Below are 18,008 nucleotides of genomic sequence, written 5' to 3' on the forward strand. Positions count from 1 at the left end.
AGCCCGACCTTCCTCGGCGCTCCTCTTCCGCGGTCACGCGGCGGCCACCCGGAAGACCACCGAGACGGAGCTGACGACCAGCAGCCCGAGGATGACCCGGCGGAACCATTCGGTGTTCAGCCGGCTGAAGATCTTCTCCCCGGCGAATATCCCGACGAACAGCGCAGGGACGCCGGCCAGCAGCGTCTGCCCGACGGTGGCGGTGAGCTGGCCGCTGACGGCGTAGCCCGACAGGGCGAACAGGCTCGTTCCGGAGAACACCACGCCCAGCGTGGCCCGTTGGACGCGCGGTTCCAGCTTCATGCTCTGCAGCGCGGCGACCATGGGCGGGCCGTCGATCCCGGTGGAGGCGAAGGAGGCGCCGGAGAACATGGCCACGCCGACGATGGTCGCCGTCCCGCCCTTCAGGGTGATCTTCCGCCACACGATGAAGGTGCCGAGGAGGACGACGGCGGTGATGGTGAGCATCAGCGCCCGGGGCGGCAGGGCGGCCAGCAGCCATACGCCGAAGGGGACTCCGGCCAGTCCCGCGACGAGGGTGACGAATGTGAGACGGCGGTCGATGTGCCGCCGGTCGCGGACGGCTGTCCACAGGCTCAGCGGAGCGGCCATGATTCCGGCGACGATGACCGCACCGGCGGGGTCGATGAGCAGGGCCAGCGGCGGTACGGCGACGAGCGAGAAGCCGAACCCCGCGGTGGTACGGACGACGGAGGCGACGGCCAGGATCAGGAAGGCGCCGAGGACGGTCATCATGGAAAGGGGCTCCGAGGGGTTCAGATGACGTGGTGGGTGAGGCCGCCGATGCGCACATGATCTTTCTTGCCGTTCGCCGGCCACGCAAGGCCCCAGGGGTACGGAAACCCGCGAGGGACTCGCCCGGCTGGCGGTACAGGGCGGGCGCGCGCGCCGCCGGGGGGTGACGGTGGGGTTGTCTGCTGGCCTCCGTCAGAGGAGTTTTCCGTGATCATCAAGAAGCTGCACGAGTCGGGTCTGCGCAGTGAGCACGCCTACACGGCCGCTGTCGCCTCGATCGGTCTGTCGTTCCTGTCGTGGACGGTGTCCGTCAAGGCGGAATCGGCCGGCACGGACCGTGCCGACCGGTGGGGGATCTTCGTCGGTGAGTGGGCGCCCACGTTCTTCGGCCTGGGGCTCGCGCTGGCGCAGTACGAGAAGAAGTGACGAAACGATCCTTCATGCACCCGTGGGGTGGGCTTGCGGCCGCCCCACGGGTGCGTCGGCCGGCGCCCCCGTGACCGTCGCGCCCGCGGCGTCGGCAGTCCGGAGGATGTGTCGACCGACCTGGGCGAACGGCTACTTCGGCGTCTCCGCGACCGGGCGGAGCATCTGGCCGGCCGCCAGTTCGCGGTAGGTGGGGCTGCCGGTGAGCAGTTCCTCGTGACGTCCGCCGGCGATGGCGCGGCCGTTGTCCAGTACGACGATCCGGTCGGCGTGCTGGACGGTGGAGAGCCGGTGTGCGATCACCAGGAGAGCGCATTCCTGCGCGACCTCCTTCATCACCGTGGTGAGCGCGGCCTCGTTGATGGCGTCGAGGTGGGACGTGGGCTCGTCGAGGAGGAGCAGCCGGGGACGGGCGAGCAGGGCGCGGGCCAGGGCGACACGCTGGCGCTCGCCTCCCGAGAGGGTGTTGCCGCGGTCGCCGAGCATCCCGGACAGCCCCCCTCGCAGCCGTCGCACGACGTCGTCGAGCCGGGCGAGTTCGACGACGCGCCGCACTTCGGCCTCGGTGGCGTCGGGCACGGCGTAGGTGATGTTGTCGCGCAGGGTGCCGTGGACGACGTGGGTGTTCTGGTCGACGACGGCGATGCGCTCACGGCATTCCGCGCGGGTCAGTCCGGTGGCGGGCAGCCCGTCGAAGAGCAGGGTTCCGGAGTCCGGTTCGTAGAACCTGGCCACCAGGGCGAAGATCGTGCTCTTGCCCGCGCCCGACCGGCCGACCAGGGCCGTCTGGCGCCGGTGCGGGACGGTGAAGGTGACGCCGCGCAGGATCGGCCGGTCGGGGTCGTAGCCGAAGGTGATGTCCCGCAGGGCCAGGGCGGGCTCCGGGTCCGGGGCGGCCGGCCGAGCCGGTTCCCGCGTGTGCGCCCGCACGGCCGGCGCCCGGCGCTGCGGTGGCTCCGCGGGCAGGTTGAGGGCTTGCTCGATGCGCTGGTAGGCGCCCATGCCGCGTTGTATCAGCCCGACCGCGCGGAAGACCGAGGACAAGGGCAGCACGAGGTAGGAGGCGTACAGCAGGAAGGCGACCAGGTCACCGAGGGAGTTGGCGTGGCCGGTGACGCGCAGGCCGCCGATGACCAGGACGAGCAGGAAGGAGCCCTGGACGGCGAGTTCGACGGCCGGGCTCATCACGGATGCCAGCTTCGCGGTCCGTACGCCCGCTCCGTACGCCGCCTCGACACGTTCCCCGATGCGCCGGGCCTCTCGCTCCTCCGCGCGGTGCACGCGCACCATCGGCAGGGCGCCGAGCGCACGCTCGAGCTCGGCGGCGATCGCGCCGACGGAGTTCTGCATGTGTTCGGACGCGGCCCGGATGCCCTTCAGCAGTGAGGCCACGACCGCTGCCGCGGTCGCCACGGTCGCGGCGACCAGGAGCAGCAGCAGCGGGTCGATCCACATCATCAGGGCGATGGCGCCTGCCGCGACGAGTGCCCCGGTGACCAGGTCGACGAGGGCCTGGGACACCACTTCCCTGAGCAGGGTGGTGTCGGCGGTCACGCGGGAGACGAGATCGCCGCTGCGATGGCGGTCGTACTCCCGCATCTCCAGCCGCAGCAGCCGTCCCACCAGGCCGTGGCGGAGTTGCCGTACGACGCCTTCGCCCATGCGTTCCAGGACGAACCGGCCGACGGCGCCGGTGATCGCTTCGGTGATGAACAGCACGGCCAGCAGGAGCAGCAGCGGCCAGTACACCCGTCCGTCACCGCTCGCGTCCACGATCCGCTTGGCGACGAGGGGCTGGGCGAGCCCGAGGGCGGAGCCCACGAGGGTGAGCACGGTGGCCACGACGATCGCGGGCCGGTGTCCGGTGGTGAGCCGGTACATGGTGGCCACCGCGGCCCGTGTGGAGCGGTCCGGCGTCTTGGCCCGTGCCGAGCCGTCCGGCGTATCGGCCCGGGTGGAGCGGTCCGGTGCCTTGGCCGGTGCCGAGCGGTCCGGCGTATCGGCCCGGGGGCCGGTCATGAGTGGGGCGGCCGGTGCGCCGTCACGGGTTCCACCGCCAGCAGCCGCGTGAAGTAACCGTCGGGCACTCCTTCACCGATGGGCCGGCCCTCCGCCTCGATCCAGGCGTGCGCGTTGAAGGGAGGCACCACGCTCGCCCCGGTGACCCACGTGGGCCAGCTGCCGGTGAGCCGGCACAGCAGGGCGGCGCCCAGCGAGCGGGGCAGGCAGCCCTTCGGCCCGGCGCAGAGCAGGCTGACCGCGCACATCGCGTCCCGGGCGTTCTTCGCCTGTGCGGCGGTGGCGGGCGCGGCTCCGCGGCGGACGGTGCCGAGGACGGCGCGGATCCGCCGCGGGGGCAGCCGCGACAGCACGACGGCGGGCAGCAGCACGAGACGGGCGGCCAGGCGCCGGGGAAGCGGGACGCCGGTGGGTCGTTCCAGGGCGCTCGGTGTCGTCATGCGGCCAGCCCCGCCTTCCGCAGTTCCTGTACCAGAGCCGTGACGTCCTGCTCGGCGCGGGCCCGGTCGGTGTCGAACTCCGTCACGAGCGCGTCGACGGCCTCGGCCTCGTCGCCGCCCTTCAGGAGGGTCTGCACCACCAGGGTGCCGGTGGGGTTGAGCTCCCAGTAGCTCCCGCTGCGCTGGTCCAGGAGGACGGTGCCGTAATCGGTCTGAGCGGTGGAGACGTCGGGGCTGAACCGCAGTGCCATGGGGGGTGACTGCCTTTCTCCGGTGCGGGCCTAGCGGATACGGGTGCGGCTGGGGGAGCCGGAGAGGCCGCGCAGCCAGACCTCGGTGGCGATGGTGGAGTAGAGGATGGCGTCGCGCAGCCCCGGCGTGGAGGGCCGCTGGGCGAGGCGGCGCAGTGCGCTCCCGTCGACCAGGCCGAGCTGCTCCAGGCGGGAGTTCTCCCACAGGGCGTGCAGGTCGGCGCGGTGCCGGCGCAGTCCGTCGGCGGCGTCCATGGAGGCGGCGGCCTTGGTGGTGCGCCGCAGGCATTCCTCGGGCACGATTCCGCTCATGGCGGCGGTGAGGAGGGGTTTGTACCGCCAGGGGGAGACCCGCTCGCTGGGCCGTACGGCGAGGGACGCCTCGATGACGCGGTCGTCGAGGAACGGCGAGGCCATCGGCACGCCGGCGCGGGCCGCCATCCGGTCCCACTGGCGGATGATGCGGGTGCAGGAGCGGATCTGTTCCAGGTCGGCGTGCAGGCCGCGGTCCGCGTGGAGCGGGGTCGCCCGGTCGGCGGCCTCTCGCAGGGCCCGCCGGGCCAGCCGGGCGGCGTCGGGGGTGACCCAGTCGAAGAGGCGTGGGGGCGTGCCCCAGCCGAGGCTGGTGGCGACCGTGGCGGGGACCGGGTCGCGCAGGTGACCGGCGGCGTCGGCGAGCCACTTCCCGTAGGGGCGGGAGTCGGCCAGGGCACGGACCGTGCCCCCGAGCGGCCACTGCCACAGGGCCCGGAAGCCGCGCAGCTGCCGCAGCGCGAACAGCGGCCGGGTGCGCGCCAGCCGGTGGTAGTACGCCTCCGAACACCACGCCACGTGGTCGCCGCCGATGCCGGTCAGGTGCAGCCGGCTGCCGCGCTGCGCCATGCCGGGCAGGTGGTGCAGGACCCGGGAACGGTCCATGACGCCGATGGTGGGCTCGTCCAGCAGGTCGTCGATGGAGAGCAGATCGTCGTAGACCAGAGGTGAGGCGTCGGCGTCCCACACCACATGCTCGACGTCCGGCAGGTGCTTCGCCGCCTGCTCGGCCCAGTGCAGATCGGTGTCGGCCGGATCGCGCCCCGGCCAGGTACTGGCCACCACGTGGGCGGGAGAGCGGTCGGCGAGGAAGCAGACGGACGTGGAGTCCAGGCCGCCGGAGAGGTCGCAGCTGACCACGCCGCCCCGGCGAGTGCGGGCGTCGACGGCCGCGGTGAGGGCCTCACGGACCAGGGGGGCGCCGTCGGCGAGCGTACGGACCGGCTCCGGCGGGGACCACCACCGCGAGTGGCGTGCGGTCCGCCCGTCCGCGGCGACGATCAGGGCGTCCTGTGGGGGAACGGCGGTCACCTCGCGCCAGAGGGACGTCTCGGACAGTGGATGGGGCACCGGCCACAGCAGCCGCACCGCCAGTCGCTGCTCGTCCGGCGCGGCGCCGAGCGCGTCGGCGAGTACGTCGGCGCGGGTGGCGGCCACCTGCAGGCCGTCCACGAGGGCGTGGAAGACCAGCCGGAGCCCGGACGCGGTGCCCTGGACCCTGAGCCGGCCGTCCAGGGTGGCGACGAGGTGGAAGCTGCCGGGCAGGGAGCGGGCCAGCGCGTCCAGCTCCGCCGGATCACGCAACCGTTCTGCCCGGGCCTTCAGTTCTGCGGCGTCCACCGGGCAGCAGCCGACGACGGCCAGGGCGGTGCGGCCGGCGCGCGCCGTCACGATCTCCTGGTCGTCCCACTGCCCCACCAGCCACGGCCGGCCCGACGGGTGCGTGAGGACGCGTGCTCCGGGGTGGGCGAAGGAGCGGGCCACGGCGGCCGCGTCCGCACGGTCGGTGAAGACCGTGAAGTGCGCGTCGCCGGGGCCCGTCCCCGCACTTTCGTGCAGTTCAGTCATGACGTCGGGTCAGGACCGTCGGTCGTCAGTTCTTGCTCAGGACGAGCCGGTCGTTGCCCGAGCGCTGGAGCAGCCCGGTCTTCTTCCGGAACGATCCGAGCCGGACGAGCGTCGGCGCTTCGTAGGCCTTCTTCATGACCACTCCTCTGTTCCAGGGTTCACGTCCGCTTCCCTGGCCGGCAGCGCACGGGGGTTCCGGCTCACTGCGGGCCTGCCCAGGCTCATCGGGAGCCTCGGGGTGAGGAATCGGCCGCAGCACCTAGCTATGTGCACAACGGAGAGCCCGACAAGACCACGAAAGAAAATAAGACAATAGGCTAATTCCGCTTATGGGTAGACGCTGACCCCGCTGCTCGCCGATCTCGTCGAGCACCGCGCCATTCAAGGCACTTGTGCACACATGCAGAAGAAACGTTTGGAACTGCGCGCCTGGCGACGTCCACCGACTCTGCCGCGGCGCGCCGACAGCCGAACCGGACGGAGCCGCCGGGCGCACTCGGCCCCGGTGCTCGCGCATCCCTCTCTCCGACTTTCCGTACCGCGACCCGCGGAAGACGCACCGAACGGTCGGCGCCGGGCCGGCGGAACCCGGCATCACCGACCCAATTCACACCGCACGGCCACCCGCGACGGGGTGTACTCCGCAATCAGCTCGACGTCGGCCGGAGTCGGGATCCCATCCTTGTCCGCCGCCAACGCATCCCCCAGGAGATCCAGATGCCTCGTGCGGAATCGTTCGCTCCCGATGCGCTTGTCGACAACTGCCGACGGCGACCCGCCGGCACCATGCGGTCATTGACCGTGAAGGCTGTCGGCCCCGCACCGCGTCCGTGGACGTCATCAATGCTGTGACCGCGAAGCTCCGCCGGGTGGCTGGGCCGGTGATCAAAAGGGAGGGGTGACCGTCTGAACGACGGAGTCCTCGTCGTCACGGCTGAGCAGGCGGGGACAGCCTCCCGCCCGGCGAGGGCCCAGGCAGGCCGGGCCGATCTCGTTGAACCGCTGGATCACATCGCGCACGGTGTCCCAGTCGGCCTGCACCGGCTGGGCGATCACTGGGCATCCGGTTCCCGCCGGTCGAGGCGAGCAACATCATCGCGCGCCGGTCGCGCACCGACTTGGTGCTGCCCCGGCGCACAATCTGCTGCAGCCGCTGCCCTTCCTGATCGGTCAGTCTGCGCACACGGGCAGGCTCGGCCACCGCACGCCTCCAGCAGTCGGATCGGCGTCACCGCACATCCGACCGTCGTGACCGCGAACCCGTCGAACCTATGCGGTCAGAACGTCAGCCGCCGCCCGCATGGAGGGCTCCATTCTCGATGTCGTCGACATGAACGAGGGCGTCCGGAATATCCTTGAAGTGCATGAGGGCCTTGACGGAAACCTTGTAACTCCGCCCTGCCCTCGCCACAGGTAAAGGAAACTGGCCCGCCCTGATGAGTCGATGCGCGCCAGAAATAGAGATTCCCATCACGTCTGCGGCTTCCTGGAGCCCGACGAACGAGGGATAGAGATCAGACGCATAGTAGTACAGGTTCGGGCTGGAAATCCGGGATCGGGACAGCCTCGATGCCCTCACCGCCTGACTGACGGACCCTGAGCGACGACCAGTGCGCAGGTCTTCGTGAAAGCCCTGCACAGCGTCGGAGCAACCCACCCTCTGAAACAGCGCCCCGAGTCGCTCACCCCTGATCTGCTCTGCGACATCCGAGTCACGGATACTGCCGATATCAATGATCGATGATGCCCTCAGAGCCGAACCCTGGGTGGGCACTTCCGGTTGGTCGAATGTTTCGAGGTCATCCCTCGAGTACTCCGCCGAGGCGACATTCCCGTACCGAAAGGCCATCTCGAAGGCCGCCTTCACCATTCGATCCCTGACATGCCGAGGCGGAACGCCCAAGGCAGTGTCTACCCACACCTCCAAGGCGGTTGCCATCATGGCCGACCGAATTTCTTCCAGTTCGACTCGGAAGTCACGGGAGATCTTCGCGGACAGCGATCGGAAGCATGGAACGATGCAGTCAAGGATGACTAGTCTCCATCTGTCGTCGCCATCCAGATCACACAGCCTGCCCATGGCAATCAGGGATTCCCACAGACGAGAACTGGCCGCTGACCGAACTCCTGCGGAAATCACTTCGGCGCGAAACTTCGGATAAGTGGGATGGCGCCTGATCTCACACTCATCAACTACTCCCACATGGACACAAACTGGCGCCTCTCCGAAACTCTGACGAACACTCCATTCAATGCGATCAAAAACATCCGGCATAACTCGCGCTCCGTCCTTAACCGGCTACCCGCACAAAGTATGCCGCTCCAAGAAAAGTTTGGAGACCGTCTCCTAACCAGGTCATCCAATCGCATGAACGATGTTTACATCCAGCGATTTGGGGGTTCGCAGAAAGAATCCAGAATCGCTCGGCACAGCCACATCGCCAGGGCGCGATCCGAGGCTCGCTGCAGCATCCCTCGAAGACGCCGGCGGCATCCATCAGGCAGGGAACCTCGTCGATGACCAGCACGCTCGCGCGGCCGGCAGGCAGCGCCGCCGCCAGTACATCGAACGCAGCGTCCCAGCTCTGCGACGGCACGGCGGCCACCAAGTGCGCCAGGGACAGCGTCGATGTCTGGACATCCCGGGCAAGCCGCGCCAGATCATCCCCGGGGACGCACCGGTGGCGGCGTAGAACAAGGATGACGCCCGGACTGCTCTGCACACCGCTCGACCAGGTCCGACTTGCCTGCTCGGCGCCACCCGCGCAGCATCACGCAACAACAGCCCAGCCACTCACTCCGACGGACTGTCCAGCACGCACCCAGCACGGCGGGGAGTCGTCCAGCACATCCAGCGCTAGAGACCGCTCCAGCCGGAGCGTTTGTGTACACATGGCACACTCGGTACACTTGAGCGCATGACACAGCCGCTACCCATAGAGTCCATTCGCGACGTACGCGCACACCTGGCCGAGGTCGTGGAGCGCGCCGACAGGGACGACGTGCCCACCGTGATCACCCGACGGGGCAAGCAGGTCGCAGCCGTTGTCTCCATCGATGTACTGCGCAAGTACCAGGAGTGGGAAGAACGCGAGATCAACCGGATCATCGACGAACGCATGGCCAACCCTGCACCCGGCGTCCCGATCGAGGACATCATGAGGGAGACGCTGGCGCGCGGTGAGTGAGTACCGAACCGTCTTCCGGCCGGAGGCGCAGGCAGAGCTCCGGAAGATCCCCCGCGACATGGCCCTGCGCATTCTGGCCAAGCTGACCGAGCTGGAGAGCGACCCCTTCGGCTTCAACACCACTGCGCTCGTGTCACAGCCAGAACGCCGTCGACTGCGGGTCGGCGACTACCGGGTCGTCTACACGATCGACAACGGAGAGCTCGTGGTGTGGGTCGTACACGCCGGGCATCGCTCCACCGTTTACGACACCTGATCCCGACTGTTCCAGCGTCACAACGTCCGGCCCGGATCGAGCACGGGGACACCTTGTACGCGAAGCCTCCTCCGCAGGCGTGCGGGGCCTACTCCAGTGTCTCGCGCGTTCCGGCGTGAGGCCCATGGCAACGATGGCTTCAGCGAAGGTTGGCGTGCCGGCATCGACATACAGAAAGTACAGGCAGCGCCCCGGAGCTCACTCAGCTACCTGCATCCCTGATCGCTGCGGTGACCGAACGTCAGAGGGTCCAGCACCGATCCAGCACGGGATGGACAAAGGGGCCGTCTCCCGGAGGAGCCGACCCCATCTGACCTGTATGTCTGCCCAGTCGGTGACGTGGTGCTTGTTTCATCCGCTCACACGTTGAAGCGGAACTCCACCACGTCCCCGTCCTGCATCACGTAGTCCTTGCCCTCCATGCGGGCCTTGCCCTTCGCGCGGGCCTCCGCCACCGAGCCGGCCTCGACCAGGTCGTCGAAGGAGATGACCTCGGCCTTGATGAAGCCCTTCTGGAAGTCGGTGTGGATGACGCCCGCGGCCTCCGGGGCGGTGGCGCCCTTCTTGATGGTCCAGGCGCGGGATTCCTTGGGGCCGGCCGTCAGGTAGGTCTGCAGGCCCAGGGTGCGGAAGCCGACGTGGGCCAGGGTGGCGAGGCCGGGCTCGTCCTGGCCGACGGACTGGAGCAGCTCCAGCGCCTCGTCCTCGTCCAGCTCGGTGAGGTCGGACTCCAGCTTGGCGTTGAGGAAGATCGCCTCGGCGGGGGCGACCAGGGCGCGCTGCTCGTTCTTGAAGTCCTCGTCGATCAGCTCGTCCTCGTCGACGTTGAAGACGTAGAGGAAGGGCTTGGTGGTGAGGAGGTGCAGGTCATGGAGGAGCTCGTTGCGCTCGGTGCCCTGGACGATGCCGTGCGCGAAGAGCGTGTCGCCCTTTTCGAGGATCTCCTTGGCCTCCTCGACCGCCTTGACCTTCGGCTGGATGTCCTTCTTGATCCGCGACTCCTTCTGGAGGCGCGGCAGGACCTTCTCGATGGTCTGGAGGTCGGCGAGGATCAGCTCGGTGTTGATCGTCTCGATGTCGTCCTTGGGCGAGACCTTGCCGTCGACGTGGACGACGTTCTCGTCCTTGAAGGCGCGGATGACCTGGCAGATGGCGTCCGACTCGCGGATGTTCGCCAGGAACTTGTTGCCCAGGCCCTCGCCCTCGCTCGCGCCCCGCACGATGCCCGCGATGTCGACGAAGTCGACCGTCGCCGGCAGGACCCGCTCGGAGGAGAAGATCTCGGCCAGTTTCGCCAGCCGGGGGTCGGGGACGCCGACCACGCCGACGTTGGGCTCGATCGTGGCGAACGGGTAGTTGGCCGCCAGCACGTCGTTCTTGGTCAGGGCGTTGAACAGGGTCGACTTGCCGACATTCGGCAGACCGACGATTCCGATCGTGAGCGACACGTTGCGACTTCCCGTACGTGAGGATGCGGAGGTGCGGAGCAGGCCAGACAGGGCCGATCCACCAGTCTACGGGGTGGCCGGCATCGGTCCCGCGCAGTGTCGAACGCTTGGCCAAGGTCCGCTCCACGGCGTGTCCGAGAGCCGATTCGGCACATAAAACGACCTAAGTTGGTCGAGTGGAGCAACACAGGACGCGACCCCCGCAGCACGGAACGCGACGAGGCCGGCCGCCGCTGCCCCCGCAGGGCCGGGGCGGCGACGGCGGTGCGGCGGGCCCGGCGGTGCGCGGCCCCCGCGGCGCGGGCGGCGGGGTCGGCAGGCAGGGCGGGCCCGGTGGGCCGGGTGGGACAGGTGCATCGGGCGGATCGGGCGGAGCGGGCGGGCCCGGCGGGCCGCCGCGGGTGGTACGGCCGGCGCGGCCGGGGGCCGTACGTCCGCACGGGCCCCCGGTGGTGCGGGCGCTGCGGCGGATGCCCAACCCACGGCTGACCGGGCTGGGCAGCGGGCTGTTCTGCGCGGCGGTGATGCTGGCGCTCGGGTTCCTCGACCAGCTGCTGTTCGGTTCGTCGCTGACGGTGTACGGCGTGCTGTTCGTGCCCGTGTGCGTACTGACCGCCGTCTGGGTGCGCCGGGGCGACCTGCTCACCGCCCCCGTCGTGGTGCCGATCGCCTTCGCCGTGGGGCTGACGACCGTCGCCGACGACGGTGACGGCGGATTCGGCGGGCGGGTGATGGGGATGGTGACCGCGCTGGCCACGGAGGCCGGGTGGCTGTACGGGGGCACCCTGGTCGCCGGGTCGATCGTGATCGTGCGGCGGATCCGGCTGATGCGGCGCCGGGCCGCCGCCCGCAAGTCACGCCTCCACGCGAGCCGCCGCTCGGCCTGAAGGCTCCCTGGCCCGGCATGGTCCGGCCTTGTCCCATCTGGCCCGGCTTTCACCGCCTGGCACTCGGCCTTGTCCCGCCTGGCCCGGCTTTCCTCCGTCTGCCCCCGGCCTGGTCCGGCCTGATCCGCCCCTGGGCAGCGGTGCCGTCGCCCCCTCCGCCCTACGGCCCCCTCAGCCGGTCGTCCGTTCCAGTTCCGCCGCCCTCATCGCCGCGCCCACGATGCCCGCGTTGTTCTGGAGCTGTGCCGGGAGGATCTCCGCCTTGACGCCCTCGAGGTACGGCAGGAACTTGTGGGCCTTGCGGCTGACCCCGCCGCCGATGATGAACAGCTCGGGCGAGAAGAGCATCTCGACATGGGCGAGGTACTTCCGCACGCGGTGCGCCCAGTGCTCCCACGACAGGTCGTGGTCCTCCTTGACCTTGCTGGACGCCCGCTTCTCCGCGTCGTGTCCGTCCAGCTCCAGGTGGCCCAGCTCGGTGTTGGGGACGAGGGCGCCGTCGACGAAGACGGCGCTGCCGATGCCGGTGCCGAAGGTGAGGAGGATCACCGTCCCCCGCCGGTCGCGGCCCGCGCCGAAGTGCATCTCGGCGACGCCCGCCGCGTCGGCGTCGTTGACGACCGTCACCGGCAGGCCGCCCAGGCGGTCACGGAACATCGCGCGCGCGTCCGTGTCGATCCAGCCCTTGTCGACGTTGGCCGCCGTACGCACGGTGGAGCCGCCGGTGACCACGCCGGGGAAGGTGAGCCCGACCGGGCCCGTCCACCCGAAGTGCTCGACGACCTGCCGGACTCCGTCGGCCACGGCGCCGGGCGTCGCCGGTCGCGGGGTCAGAACCTTGTGGCGCTCCTCCGCCAGGTCGCCCCTGTCGAGGTCCACAGGGGCGCCCTTGATTCCGGATCCGCCGATGTCCACGCCGAAGATCTGCATGGCACCACGTTACGACCCACGACTGACAGTCACGCCCCGCTCGTCGGACCCGGCGCTCCCGAACCGCCCCGCTCGGCGACCAGGGCCGCCGCCTCCTCGCGCAGGTCGCGGCGCAGTTCCTTGGGCAGCGAGAAGGTGATGGACTCCTCGGCGGCCTTGACGATCTCCACGTCCTCGTAGCCGCGCCGGGCCAGCCACTCGAGGACCTGCTCGACCAGTACGTCCGGGACGGAGGCGCCGGAGGTGACGCCGACCGTGGTGACGCCCTCCAGCCAGGCCTCGTCGATCTCGTCGGCGAAGTCCACCAGGTACGCCTCGCGCGCGCCCGCCTGCTTGGCGACCTCGACGAGCCGCTTGGAGTTGGAGGAGTTGCGGGAGCCGACGACGATCACCAGGTCGGCCTCGGCACCCATCTGCTTCACCGCCAGCTGGCGGTTCTGCGTGGCGTAGCAGATGTCGTCGCTGGGCGGGGAGATGAGCTGCGGGAACTTCTCCTTCAGCGCGTCGACGGTCTCCATGGTCTCGTCCACGGAGAGCGTGGTCTGGGAGAGCCAGACGACCTTGGACGGGTCGCGGACCTCGACCTTCTCCACGTCCCCGGGGCCGTCGACGAGCTGGATGTGCTCGGGGGCCTCACCGGAGGTGCCGATGACCTCCTCGTGACCCTCGTGGCCGATCAGGAGGATGTCGTAGTCCTCACCGGCGAAGCGGACGGCCTCCTTGTGGACCTTGGTCACCAGGGGGCAGGTGGCGTCGATGGTGGCGAGCTTGCCGCGCTCGGCCTCCTCGTGGACGACGGGGGCCACGCCGTGCGCGGAGAACATGACGATGTTCCCCGGGGGGACTTCCTCCGTCTGCTCGACGAAGACGGCGCCCTTCTTCTCCAGGGTCTGGACGACGTACTTGTTGTGGACGATCTCGTGCCGGACGTAGACGGGGGCCCCGTACTGCTCCAGGGCCTTCTCGACGGCGATCACGGCGCGGTCCACACCCGCGCAGTAGCCACGGGGGGCGGCGAGCAGGACACGGCGGCCAGGCGAAGCGGTCATGCGGTCCATCGTAAGGCCGCGTTCGGCGGGTCAAAGATCGCGTCGGGGCCGCGTCGCCCGGGAGACTGGCGAAGGGCGGGGAGAGCGAGGGGGAGCGAGGGGAGCGACGGGGAGCGACGGCGAGCTTCGACACGCACGGCGGAGGCGCGATGTCCGAGTCCGGCACGGGGGCCCAGCGGGCCGAGGGCGAGCACGGCGCGCACGGGGAGCACGGCGGGCAGGGGGAGCGTGACGGGCACGCGCTGCGGCGCAGTCTCGGCTTCCGTGACCTGGTCGTCTACGGGCTGCTGTTCATCGCGCCGATGGCGCCGGTCGGGGTGTTCGGCACGCTGGACGCCAAGTCGCACGGCGCGGTGGCGCTGGTCTACGTCGCCGCCACGATCGCCATGGCGTTCACCGCGTTCAGCTACGCGCAGATGGTGCGGGTGGTCCCGCAGGCGGGGTCGGTGTTCGCCTACGCGCGCGCGGGGCTCGGCCGGGGCGCCGGGTTCGTGGCCGGCTGGATGGCGATGCTGGACTACGTCCTGATCCCGGCCGTCGCCTATCTGTTCTCGGGCATCGCGATGAACGAGCTGGTGCCGGAGGTGTCGCGGTGGGTGTGGACGGCGCTGGCGGTGGTCGTGACGACCCTGCTGAACCTGTGGGGGGTGCGGGCGGCGGCCCGGGTGGGCTTCGCGGTGCTCGCCATGGAGATCGTGGTCCTGCTGGTGTTCGTCGCGGCGGCGGTCGTCGTCCTCGCGCGCGACGGTGCCGAGCGCGGCTGGCTGTCGCCGCTGTCCGGGGACGGCACCCAGGGGGCGTTCGCGCTGTCGGCGGTGGTGGGCGCGGTGTCGGTGGCGGTGCTGTCGTACCTCGGGTTCGACGCCATCGCCACCTTCGCCGAGGAGGTGACCGGAGGGTCGGCCAAGGTGGCGCGGGCGCTGCTGTTCTGTCTCGCGCTGGCCGGTGTGCTGTTCGTGGCGCAGACGTACCTGGCGGCGCTGCTGGCGCCGATGTCGTCGGCGGAGCTGGCGGCCGAGCCGGGGCGGCAGGGATCGGCGTTCTACGACGCCGTGGACGTCTCCGTCGGGGCGTGGCTGCACGACCTGGTCGCGGTGAGCAAGGCGATCGGCGCGGCGTTCGCGGCGCTGGCGGGGCAGGCGGCGGCCGGGCGCCTGCTGTTCGCGATGGGGCGCGACCGGCGGCTGCCGGGGGTGCTGTCCCGGACATTCTCCGGGGTTCCGCGGGTGGCGCTGCTGGTCGCGGCCGTGATCACCATGGTCGCCGCGGTGTGGGCGGCCCGGCGGGACGACGGGATGGACCACCTGGTGTCGGTGGTCGACATCGGCGCGCTGACGGCCTTCACGCTGCTGCACGCGAGCGTGGTGGGCTGGTTCGCCGTCCGGCGGCGGGGAGGCCGCGTCAGCTGGTGGCGGCACGTGCTGATCCCCGTGACCGGGGCGGCGATCACCCTCGCGGTGATCGTGGAGGCGTCGGGCACGGCTCAGCTGGTGGGGCTGGTGTGGCTGGCGGTCGGGCTGGTGGTGCTCGTGGCCCAGCGCAACCGGGTCGGGGCCCGGCGCGAGCCGGTCGAGGGGTGAGCGGGCGGCCGGATTGTCGGTGCGGCGGACTACGCTCGCGGCATGGCGGTGAACACGAGTCCCGAGTCCCCTCTGCCCGTCGGTGAGGTGTCGCGGCTCATCGGGGGCTGGATCGACCGGCTCGGCGCGGTGTGGGTCGAGGGGCAGATCACACAGTTGTCGCGGCGGCCGGGTGCCGGGGTGGTGTTCCTGACACTGCGCGACCCGTCGTACGACATCTCCGTCAGCGTCACCTGCTACCGGCAGGTGTTCGACGCGGTCGCCGACCTGGTCGGCGAGGGCGCCCGGGTCGTCGTGCACGCCAAGCCGGAGTGGTACGCCCCGCGCGGGCAGCTGTCGCTGCGGGCCGCCCAGATCAAACCGGTCGGGGTCGGGGAGCTGCTCGCCCGGCTGGAGCAGCTGAAGAAGGCGCTCGCGCGCGAGGGGCTGTTCGCGCCGGAGCGGAAGAAGCCGCTGCCCTTCCTGCCGCATCTGATCGGGCTGGTGTGCGGGCGGGCGTCGGCCGCCGAGCGCGACGTGCTGGAGAACGCCCGGCACCGCTGGCCGGCCGTCCGCTTCGAGGTGCGCAACGTCGCCGTGCAGGGCGTGCACGCGGTGCCGCAGGTGGTGCAGGCCGTCAAGGAGCTGGACGCGATCGACGACGTGGACGTCATCGTCGTCGCGCGCGGCGGTGGCAGCGTGGAGGATTTGCTGCCGTTCTCCGACGAGCAGCTGGTGCGGGCGGTCGCGGCCTGCCGGACGCCGGTGGTGTCGGCGATCGGCCACGAGCCGGACAATCCGCTGCTGGACCATGTGGCCGACGTGCGCGCCTCGACACCGACCGACGCCGCCAAGAAGGTCGTGCCGGACGTCGGCGAGGAGTACGAGCGGGTGCGGCTGCTGCGGGACCGGGCGCGGCGGTGCGTGGAGGCGTTCGTCGAGCGGGAGGAGCGGGGGCTCGCCCATGCGCTGGCCCGCCCCTCGATAGAGGACCCGCACCGGATGATCGACGAACGGTCCGAGCAGGTGACCGGGCTGCTGGAGCGCGGCCGGCGCACCCTGCGGCACCACCTCGACCGCGCCGACTCGGAACTGACCCACACGCACGCGCGCGTGGTGGCCCTCTCCCCCGCCGCGACCCTCAAGCGGGGGTACGCGGTGCTGCAGCGGTCCGACGGTCACGCCGTCCGCGACCCGGACGAGGTGGCGGCCGGCGAGACGTTGCGCGCGCGGGTGGCCGAGGGCGAGTTCTCCGTGAGAGTCGATGCATAGGGTGTGGGGATGACCAGCGAGGTGGAGCAGACGGCGGCGGCCCGGGACGAGGCGCTCGGCTACGAGCAGGCCCGCGATGAGCTGATCGAGGTCGTACGGCGCCTGGAGGCGGGCGGTACGTCGCTGGAGGAGTCCCTCGCCCTGTGGGAGCGGGGCGAGGAACTGGCGAAGATCTGCCGGCGCCGGCTGGACGGCGCCCGCGCCCGGCTGGACGCGGCGCTGGCGGAGGAGGCGGAAGCGGAGGCAGGGGCCGACCGGGACTGATCCGTCGCGCTCAGGAGCGCGGCCGGTTGTGATGTGCGGCGCGTGCGGGTTCGCCTGCGGCGGCTGCGGGTTCGTGGCCTCAGCCGGTCCTCGCGGACGGCGGCCGCGGGTCCGTCGTGGCTTGTCGCGCAGTTCCCCGCGCCCCTGGGTGGACCGCCCGGACCTCCGGCCGAACCCCGACGCCCGGACCCGCGCCCAGGGACTCGGTCGGTCCTCGCGGACGGCGGCCGCGGGTCCGTCGTGGCTTGTCGCGCAGTTCCCCGCGCCCCTGGGTGGGCTGCCCGGACCTCCGGCCGAACCCCGACGCCCGGACCCGCGCCCCTGGGGGCGGCCGGCCGTGCTCGCTACTTTTCGCCGGTCTCGGCGAGGGTGTGGGCGACGAGGGCGTTGGCGTGGCCGTGGCCCAGGCCGTGGTCGGCCTTGAGCCAGCCGACCAGCTCCATGTGCTTGGTGAGCGGCGAGGAGCGGATCAGCTCCTTCCATTCCGCGATCGGACGGCCGTACTTCTTCTCGATCGACGGGAAGTAGCTGGCGGGGCCCTTGGCGGTGCTGGTCATGTCGGTGCTTCCCATTCGTGTCGGTCAACTGTGGCGTCTCACCCGGTAGGACCGTAGGCGGCGGGTGAAATCACCGGTCGGAGGGCGTGATCTGCGTCACCGGCATCTTGGTTGAAGGTTGAACTTCTTTTGGCGTACGGTCGTACCCGTCAGCGGATCCGTGCACCCGCCACGGACCCGACGCAGCCCCGAGAAGGACCACGCATGTCTCTCGTTCTTGACCCCGCCGCCCAGGACCTGCTGTTCCGCGAGGCCCGGACCGCCAACACCTTCACCGACGAACCGGTGACCGACGAGCAGGTGCAGGCGATCTACGATCTGGTCAAGTACGGCCCGACCGCCTTCAACCAGTCCCCGCTGCGCATCACGCTGGTCCGCTCCGCCGAGGCCCGTGAGCGTCTCGTGCGGCACATGGCCGAGGGCAACCGGCCCAAGACGGCCGCCGCCCCGCTGGTCGCCATCCTCTCCGCGGACAACGAGTTCCACGAGGAACTGCCGCACCTCTTCCCGCACTTCCCCGAGGCCAAGGACGCCTTCTTCAGCGAGCGCCCGGCCCGGGAGAACGCCGCCGCGCTGAACGCCGCCCTCCAGGCCGGTTACTTCATCGTGGGCGTCCGCGCCGCCGGCCTGGCCGCCGGTCCGATGACGGGCCTGGACTTCGAGGGCGTGCGCAAGGAGTTCCTGGACGACGACCACACGCCGCTGATGGTCGTCAACATCGGCCGCCCGGGCCCCGACGCCTGGTTCCCGCGCTCCCCGCGCCTGGCCTACGAGCAGGTCGTCACGACGGTCTGAGACCGCCCCCGGCCACGGAAAAGGCCCCCG

19 protein-coding genes and 2 pseudogenes are annotated in these 18,008 nt (G+C 70.6%); 8 read left to right on the forward strand and 13 right to left on the reverse strand.

Translation table 11 applies throughout. The annotated features are described in order from the left end of the window. Positions 1–33 precede the first annotated feature (33 nt). On the reverse strand, positions 34–756 hold the full coding sequence (locus ACLGIH_RS11625; protein ID WP_416525174.1) for a sulfite exporter TauE/SafE family protein: 723 nt from the start codon (positions 754–756) through the stop codon (positions 34–36). Between the two features lie 207 nt (positions 757–963). Here ACLGIH_RS11625 and ACLGIH_RS11630 point away from each other — a divergent pair, with 207 nt between their 5' ends. Then, positions 964–1,182, forward strand: coding sequence for a hypothetical protein (locus tag ACLGIH_RS11630; RefSeq protein WP_416525175.1), 219 nt, complete (start codon positions 964–966; stop codon positions 1,180–1,182). 132 nt (positions 1,183–1,314) lie between these two features. Here the strand turns inward: ACLGIH_RS11630 and ACLGIH_RS11635 are convergent, their stop codons facing one another. From ACLGIH_RS11635 to ACLGIH_RS11670, 8 genes and pseudogenes are all read right to left on the reverse strand, one after another. After that, entirely contained in the window at positions 1,315–3,063 is a 1,749-nt protein-coding gene (locus ACLGIH_RS11635; RefSeq protein ID WP_416529343.1) for an ABC transporter ATP-binding protein, read from the reverse strand. A 134-nt stretch (positions 3,064–3,197) separates the two neighbouring features. Then, positions 3,198–3,641: a lasso peptide biosynthesis B2 protein gene (locus ACLGIH_RS11640; RefSeq protein ID WP_416525176.1), complete on the reverse strand. Its 444-nt coding sequence runs from the start codon at positions 3,639–3,641 to the stop codon at positions 3,198–3,200. Beyond that, positions 3,638–3,892 carry a lasso peptide biosynthesis PqqD family chaperone gene (locus tag ACLGIH_RS11645; protein ID WP_416525177.1) on the reverse strand — a complete coding sequence of 85 codons (255 nt, stop codon included), beginning with the start codon at positions 3,890–3,892 and terminating at the stop codon, positions 3,638–3,640. The genes ACLGIH_RS11640 and ACLGIH_RS11645 overlap by 4 nt, the downstream gene beginning before the upstream one ends. 30 nt (positions 3,893–3,922) lie before the next feature. Further along, entirely contained in the window at positions 3,923–5,773 is a 1,851-nt protein-coding gene (locus ACLGIH_RS11650) for a lasso peptide isopeptide bond-forming cyclase (RefSeq protein ID WP_416525178.1), read from the reverse strand. A 25-nt stretch (positions 5,774–5,798) separates the two neighbouring features. Continuing rightward, the gene (locus ACLGIH_RS11655) at positions 5,799–5,909 is read right to left on the reverse strand and encodes a keywimysin-related RiPP (protein WP_366132068.1); all 111 of its coding nucleotides are present in this window, start codon (positions 5,907–5,909) and stop codon (positions 5,799–5,801) included. A 761-nt stretch (positions 5,910–6,670) separates the two neighbouring features. After that, a pseudogene (locus tag ACLGIH_RS11660) lies at positions 6,671–6,974 on the reverse strand (helix-turn-helix domain-containing protein); the annotation flags it as partial. A gap of 84 nt (positions 6,975–7,058) precedes the next feature. Further along, the gene (locus ACLGIH_RS11665; RefSeq protein WP_416525179.1) at positions 7,059–7,853 is read right to left on the reverse strand and encodes a helix-turn-helix domain-containing protein; all 795 of its coding nucleotides are present in this window, start codon (positions 7,851–7,853) and stop codon (positions 7,059–7,061) included. Positions 7,854–8,215: 362 nt separating this feature from the next. Further along, a pseudogene (locus ACLGIH_RS11670) lies at positions 8,216–8,545 on the reverse strand (ATP-binding protein); the annotation flags it as partial. A gap of 146 nt (positions 8,546–8,691) precedes the next feature. Here ACLGIH_RS11670 and ACLGIH_RS11675 point away from each other — a divergent pair. Both ACLGIH_RS11675 and ACLGIH_RS11680 read left to right on the forward strand, forming a co-directional pair. Next, entirely contained in the window at positions 8,692–8,961 is a 270-nt protein-coding gene (locus ACLGIH_RS11675; RefSeq protein ID WP_416525180.1) for a type II toxin-antitoxin system Phd/YefM family antitoxin, read from the forward strand. Beyond that, positions 8,954–9,217, forward strand: a complete 264-nt coding sequence (locus tag ACLGIH_RS11680) for a type II toxin-antitoxin system RelE family toxin (protein WP_416525181.1) — start codon at positions 8,954–8,956, stop codon at positions 9,215–9,217. The genes ACLGIH_RS11675 and ACLGIH_RS11680 overlap by 8 nt, the downstream gene beginning before the upstream one ends. A 359-nt stretch (positions 9,218–9,576) precedes the next feature. Here ACLGIH_RS11680 and ychF read toward each other — a convergent pair whose 3' ends face one another. After that, on the reverse strand, positions 9,577–10,665 hold the full coding sequence (gene ychF, locus ACLGIH_RS11685) for a redox-regulated ATPase YchF (protein ID WP_416525182.1): 1,089 nt from the start codon (positions 10,663–10,665) through the stop codon (positions 9,577–9,579). A gap of 470 nt (positions 10,666–11,135) precedes the next feature. Between ychF and ACLGIH_RS11690 the strand changes: the two genes are divergently transcribed. Continuing rightward, on the forward strand, positions 11,136–11,552 hold the full coding sequence (locus ACLGIH_RS11690; protein WP_416525183.1) for a DUF6542 domain-containing protein: 417 nt from the start codon (positions 11,136–11,138) through the stop codon (positions 11,550–11,552). Positions 11,553–11,723: 171 nt separating this feature from the next. On the opposite strand, the gene ppgK is transcribed toward ACLGIH_RS11690, so the two are convergent. Both ppgK and ACLGIH_RS11700 read right to left on the reverse strand, forming a co-directional pair. Continuing rightward, positions 11,724–12,482 (reverse strand): polyphosphate--glucose phosphotransferase, encoded by a 759-nt coding sequence (gene ppgK, locus ACLGIH_RS11695; RefSeq protein WP_416525184.1) that lies wholly within the window; start codon positions 12,480–12,482, stop codon positions 11,724–11,726. 29 nt (positions 12,483–12,511) lie between these two features. Continuing rightward, complete coding sequence (locus ACLGIH_RS11700; RefSeq protein WP_416525185.1) at positions 12,512–13,540, reverse strand: 4-hydroxy-3-methylbut-2-enyl diphosphate reductase; 1,029 nt, start codon at positions 13,538–13,540, stop codon at positions 12,512–12,514. A gap of 140 nt (positions 13,541–13,680) precedes the next feature. On the opposite strand from ACLGIH_RS11700, the gene ACLGIH_RS11705 reads away from it, so the two are divergent. The 3 genes from ACLGIH_RS11705 to ACLGIH_RS11715 are packed head-to-tail and all read left to right on the forward strand — an operon-like array spanning position 13,681 to position 16,626. Further along, a complete protein-coding gene (locus ACLGIH_RS11705) occupies positions 13,681–15,111 on the forward strand; it encodes an APC family permease (RefSeq protein ID WP_416525186.1) in 1,431 nt (476 codons plus the stop codon). A 42-nt stretch (positions 15,112–15,153) separates the two neighbouring features. Continuing rightward, positions 15,154–16,362, forward strand: a complete 1,209-nt coding sequence (xseA, locus tag ACLGIH_RS11710; RefSeq protein ID WP_416525187.1) for an exodeoxyribonuclease VII large subunit — start codon at positions 15,154–15,156, stop codon at positions 16,360–16,362. Positions 16,363–16,371: 9 nt separating this feature from the next. Then, the gene (locus ACLGIH_RS11715; protein ID WP_416525188.1) at positions 16,372–16,626 is read left to right on the forward strand and encodes an exodeoxyribonuclease VII small subunit; all 255 of its coding nucleotides are present in this window, start codon (positions 16,372–16,374) and stop codon (positions 16,624–16,626) included. A gap of 344 nt (positions 16,627–16,970) precedes the next feature. Here ACLGIH_RS11715 and ACLGIH_RS11720 read toward each other — a convergent pair whose 3' ends face one another. Further along, positions 16,971–17,183: a DUF4287 domain-containing protein gene (locus tag ACLGIH_RS11720; protein WP_416525189.1), complete on the reverse strand. Its 213-nt coding sequence runs from the start codon at positions 17,181–17,183 to the stop codon at positions 16,971–16,973. 204 nt (positions 17,184–17,387) lie between these two features. Here ACLGIH_RS11720 and ACLGIH_RS11725 point away from each other — a divergent pair, with 204 nt between their 5' ends. Beyond that, on the forward strand, positions 17,388–17,978 hold the full coding sequence (locus ACLGIH_RS11725; RefSeq protein ID WP_416525190.1) for a malonic semialdehyde reductase: 591 nt from the start codon (positions 17,388–17,390) through the stop codon (positions 17,976–17,978). The last annotated feature ends 30 nt before the right edge of the window (positions 17,979–18,008 follow it).

The sequence above is a fragment of the Streptomyces hamibioticus genome (assembly GCF_047946815.1).
Classification (GTDB): Bacteria; Actinomycetota; Actinomycetes; order Streptomycetales; family Streptomycetaceae; genus Streptomyces.

Bases quoted from the DNA above. Each gene is read 5' to 3' on its own strand.
- ACLGIH_RS11625 (WP_416525174.1), bottom strand. From the start codon at position 756: ATGATGACCGTCCTCGGCGCCTTCCTGATCCTGGCCGTCGCCTCCGTC.
- ACLGIH_RS11635 (WP_416529343.1), bottom strand. From the start codon at position 3,063: ATGTACCGGCTCACCACCGGACACCGGCCCGCGATCGTCGTGGCCACC.
- ACLGIH_RS11640 (WP_416525176.1), bottom strand. From the start codon at position 3,641: ATGACGACACCGAGCGCCCTGGAACGACCCACCGGCGTCCCGCTTCCC.
- ACLGIH_RS11645 (WP_416525177.1), bottom strand. From the start codon at position 3,892: ATGGCACTGCGGTTCAGCCCCGACGTCTCCACCGCTCAGACCGATTAC.
- ACLGIH_RS11650 (WP_416525178.1), bottom strand. From the start codon at position 5,773: ATGACTGAACTGCACGAAAGTGCGGGGACGGGCCCCGGCGACGCGCAC.
- ACLGIH_RS11655 (WP_366132068.1), bottom strand. From the start codon at position 5,909: ATGAAGAAGGCCTACGAAGCGCCGACGCTCGTCCGGCTCGGATCGTTC.
- ACLGIH_RS11665 (WP_416525179.1), bottom strand. From the start codon at position 7,853: ATGGGCAGGCTGTGTGATCTGGATGGCGACGACAGATGGAGACTAGTC.
- ACLGIH_RS11675 (WP_416525180.1), top strand. From the start codon at position 8,692: ATGACACAGCCGCTACCCATAGAGTCCATTCGCGACGTACGCGCACAC.
- ACLGIH_RS11690 (WP_416525183.1), top strand. From the start codon at position 11,136: ATGCCCAACCCACGGCTGACCGGGCTGGGCAGCGGGCTGTTCTGCGCG.
- ppgK (WP_416525184.1), bottom strand. From the start codon at position 12,482: ATGCAGATCTTCGGCGTGGACATCGGCGGATCCGGAATCAAGGGCGCC.
- ACLGIH_RS11700 (WP_416525185.1), bottom strand. From the start codon at position 13,540: ATGGACCGCATGACCGCTTCGCCTGGCCGCCGTGTCCTGCTCGCCGCC.
- ACLGIH_RS11705 (WP_416525186.1), top strand. From the start codon at position 13,681: ATGTCCGAGTCCGGCACGGGGGCCCAGCGGGCCGAGGGCGAGCACGGC.
- xseA (WP_416525187.1), top strand. From the start codon at position 15,154: ATGGCGGTGAACACGAGTCCCGAGTCCCCTCTGCCCGTCGGTGAGGTG.
- ACLGIH_RS11715 (WP_416525188.1), top strand. From the start codon at position 16,372: ATGACCAGCGAGGTGGAGCAGACGGCGGCGGCCCGGGACGAGGCGCTC.
- ACLGIH_RS11720 (WP_416525189.1), bottom strand. From the start codon at position 17,183: ATGACCAGCACCGCCAAGGGCCCCGCCAGCTACTTCCCGTCGATCGAG.
- ACLGIH_RS11725 (WP_416525190.1), top strand. From the start codon at position 17,388: ATGTCTCTCGTTCTTGACCCCGCCGCCCAGGACCTGCTGTTCCGCGAG.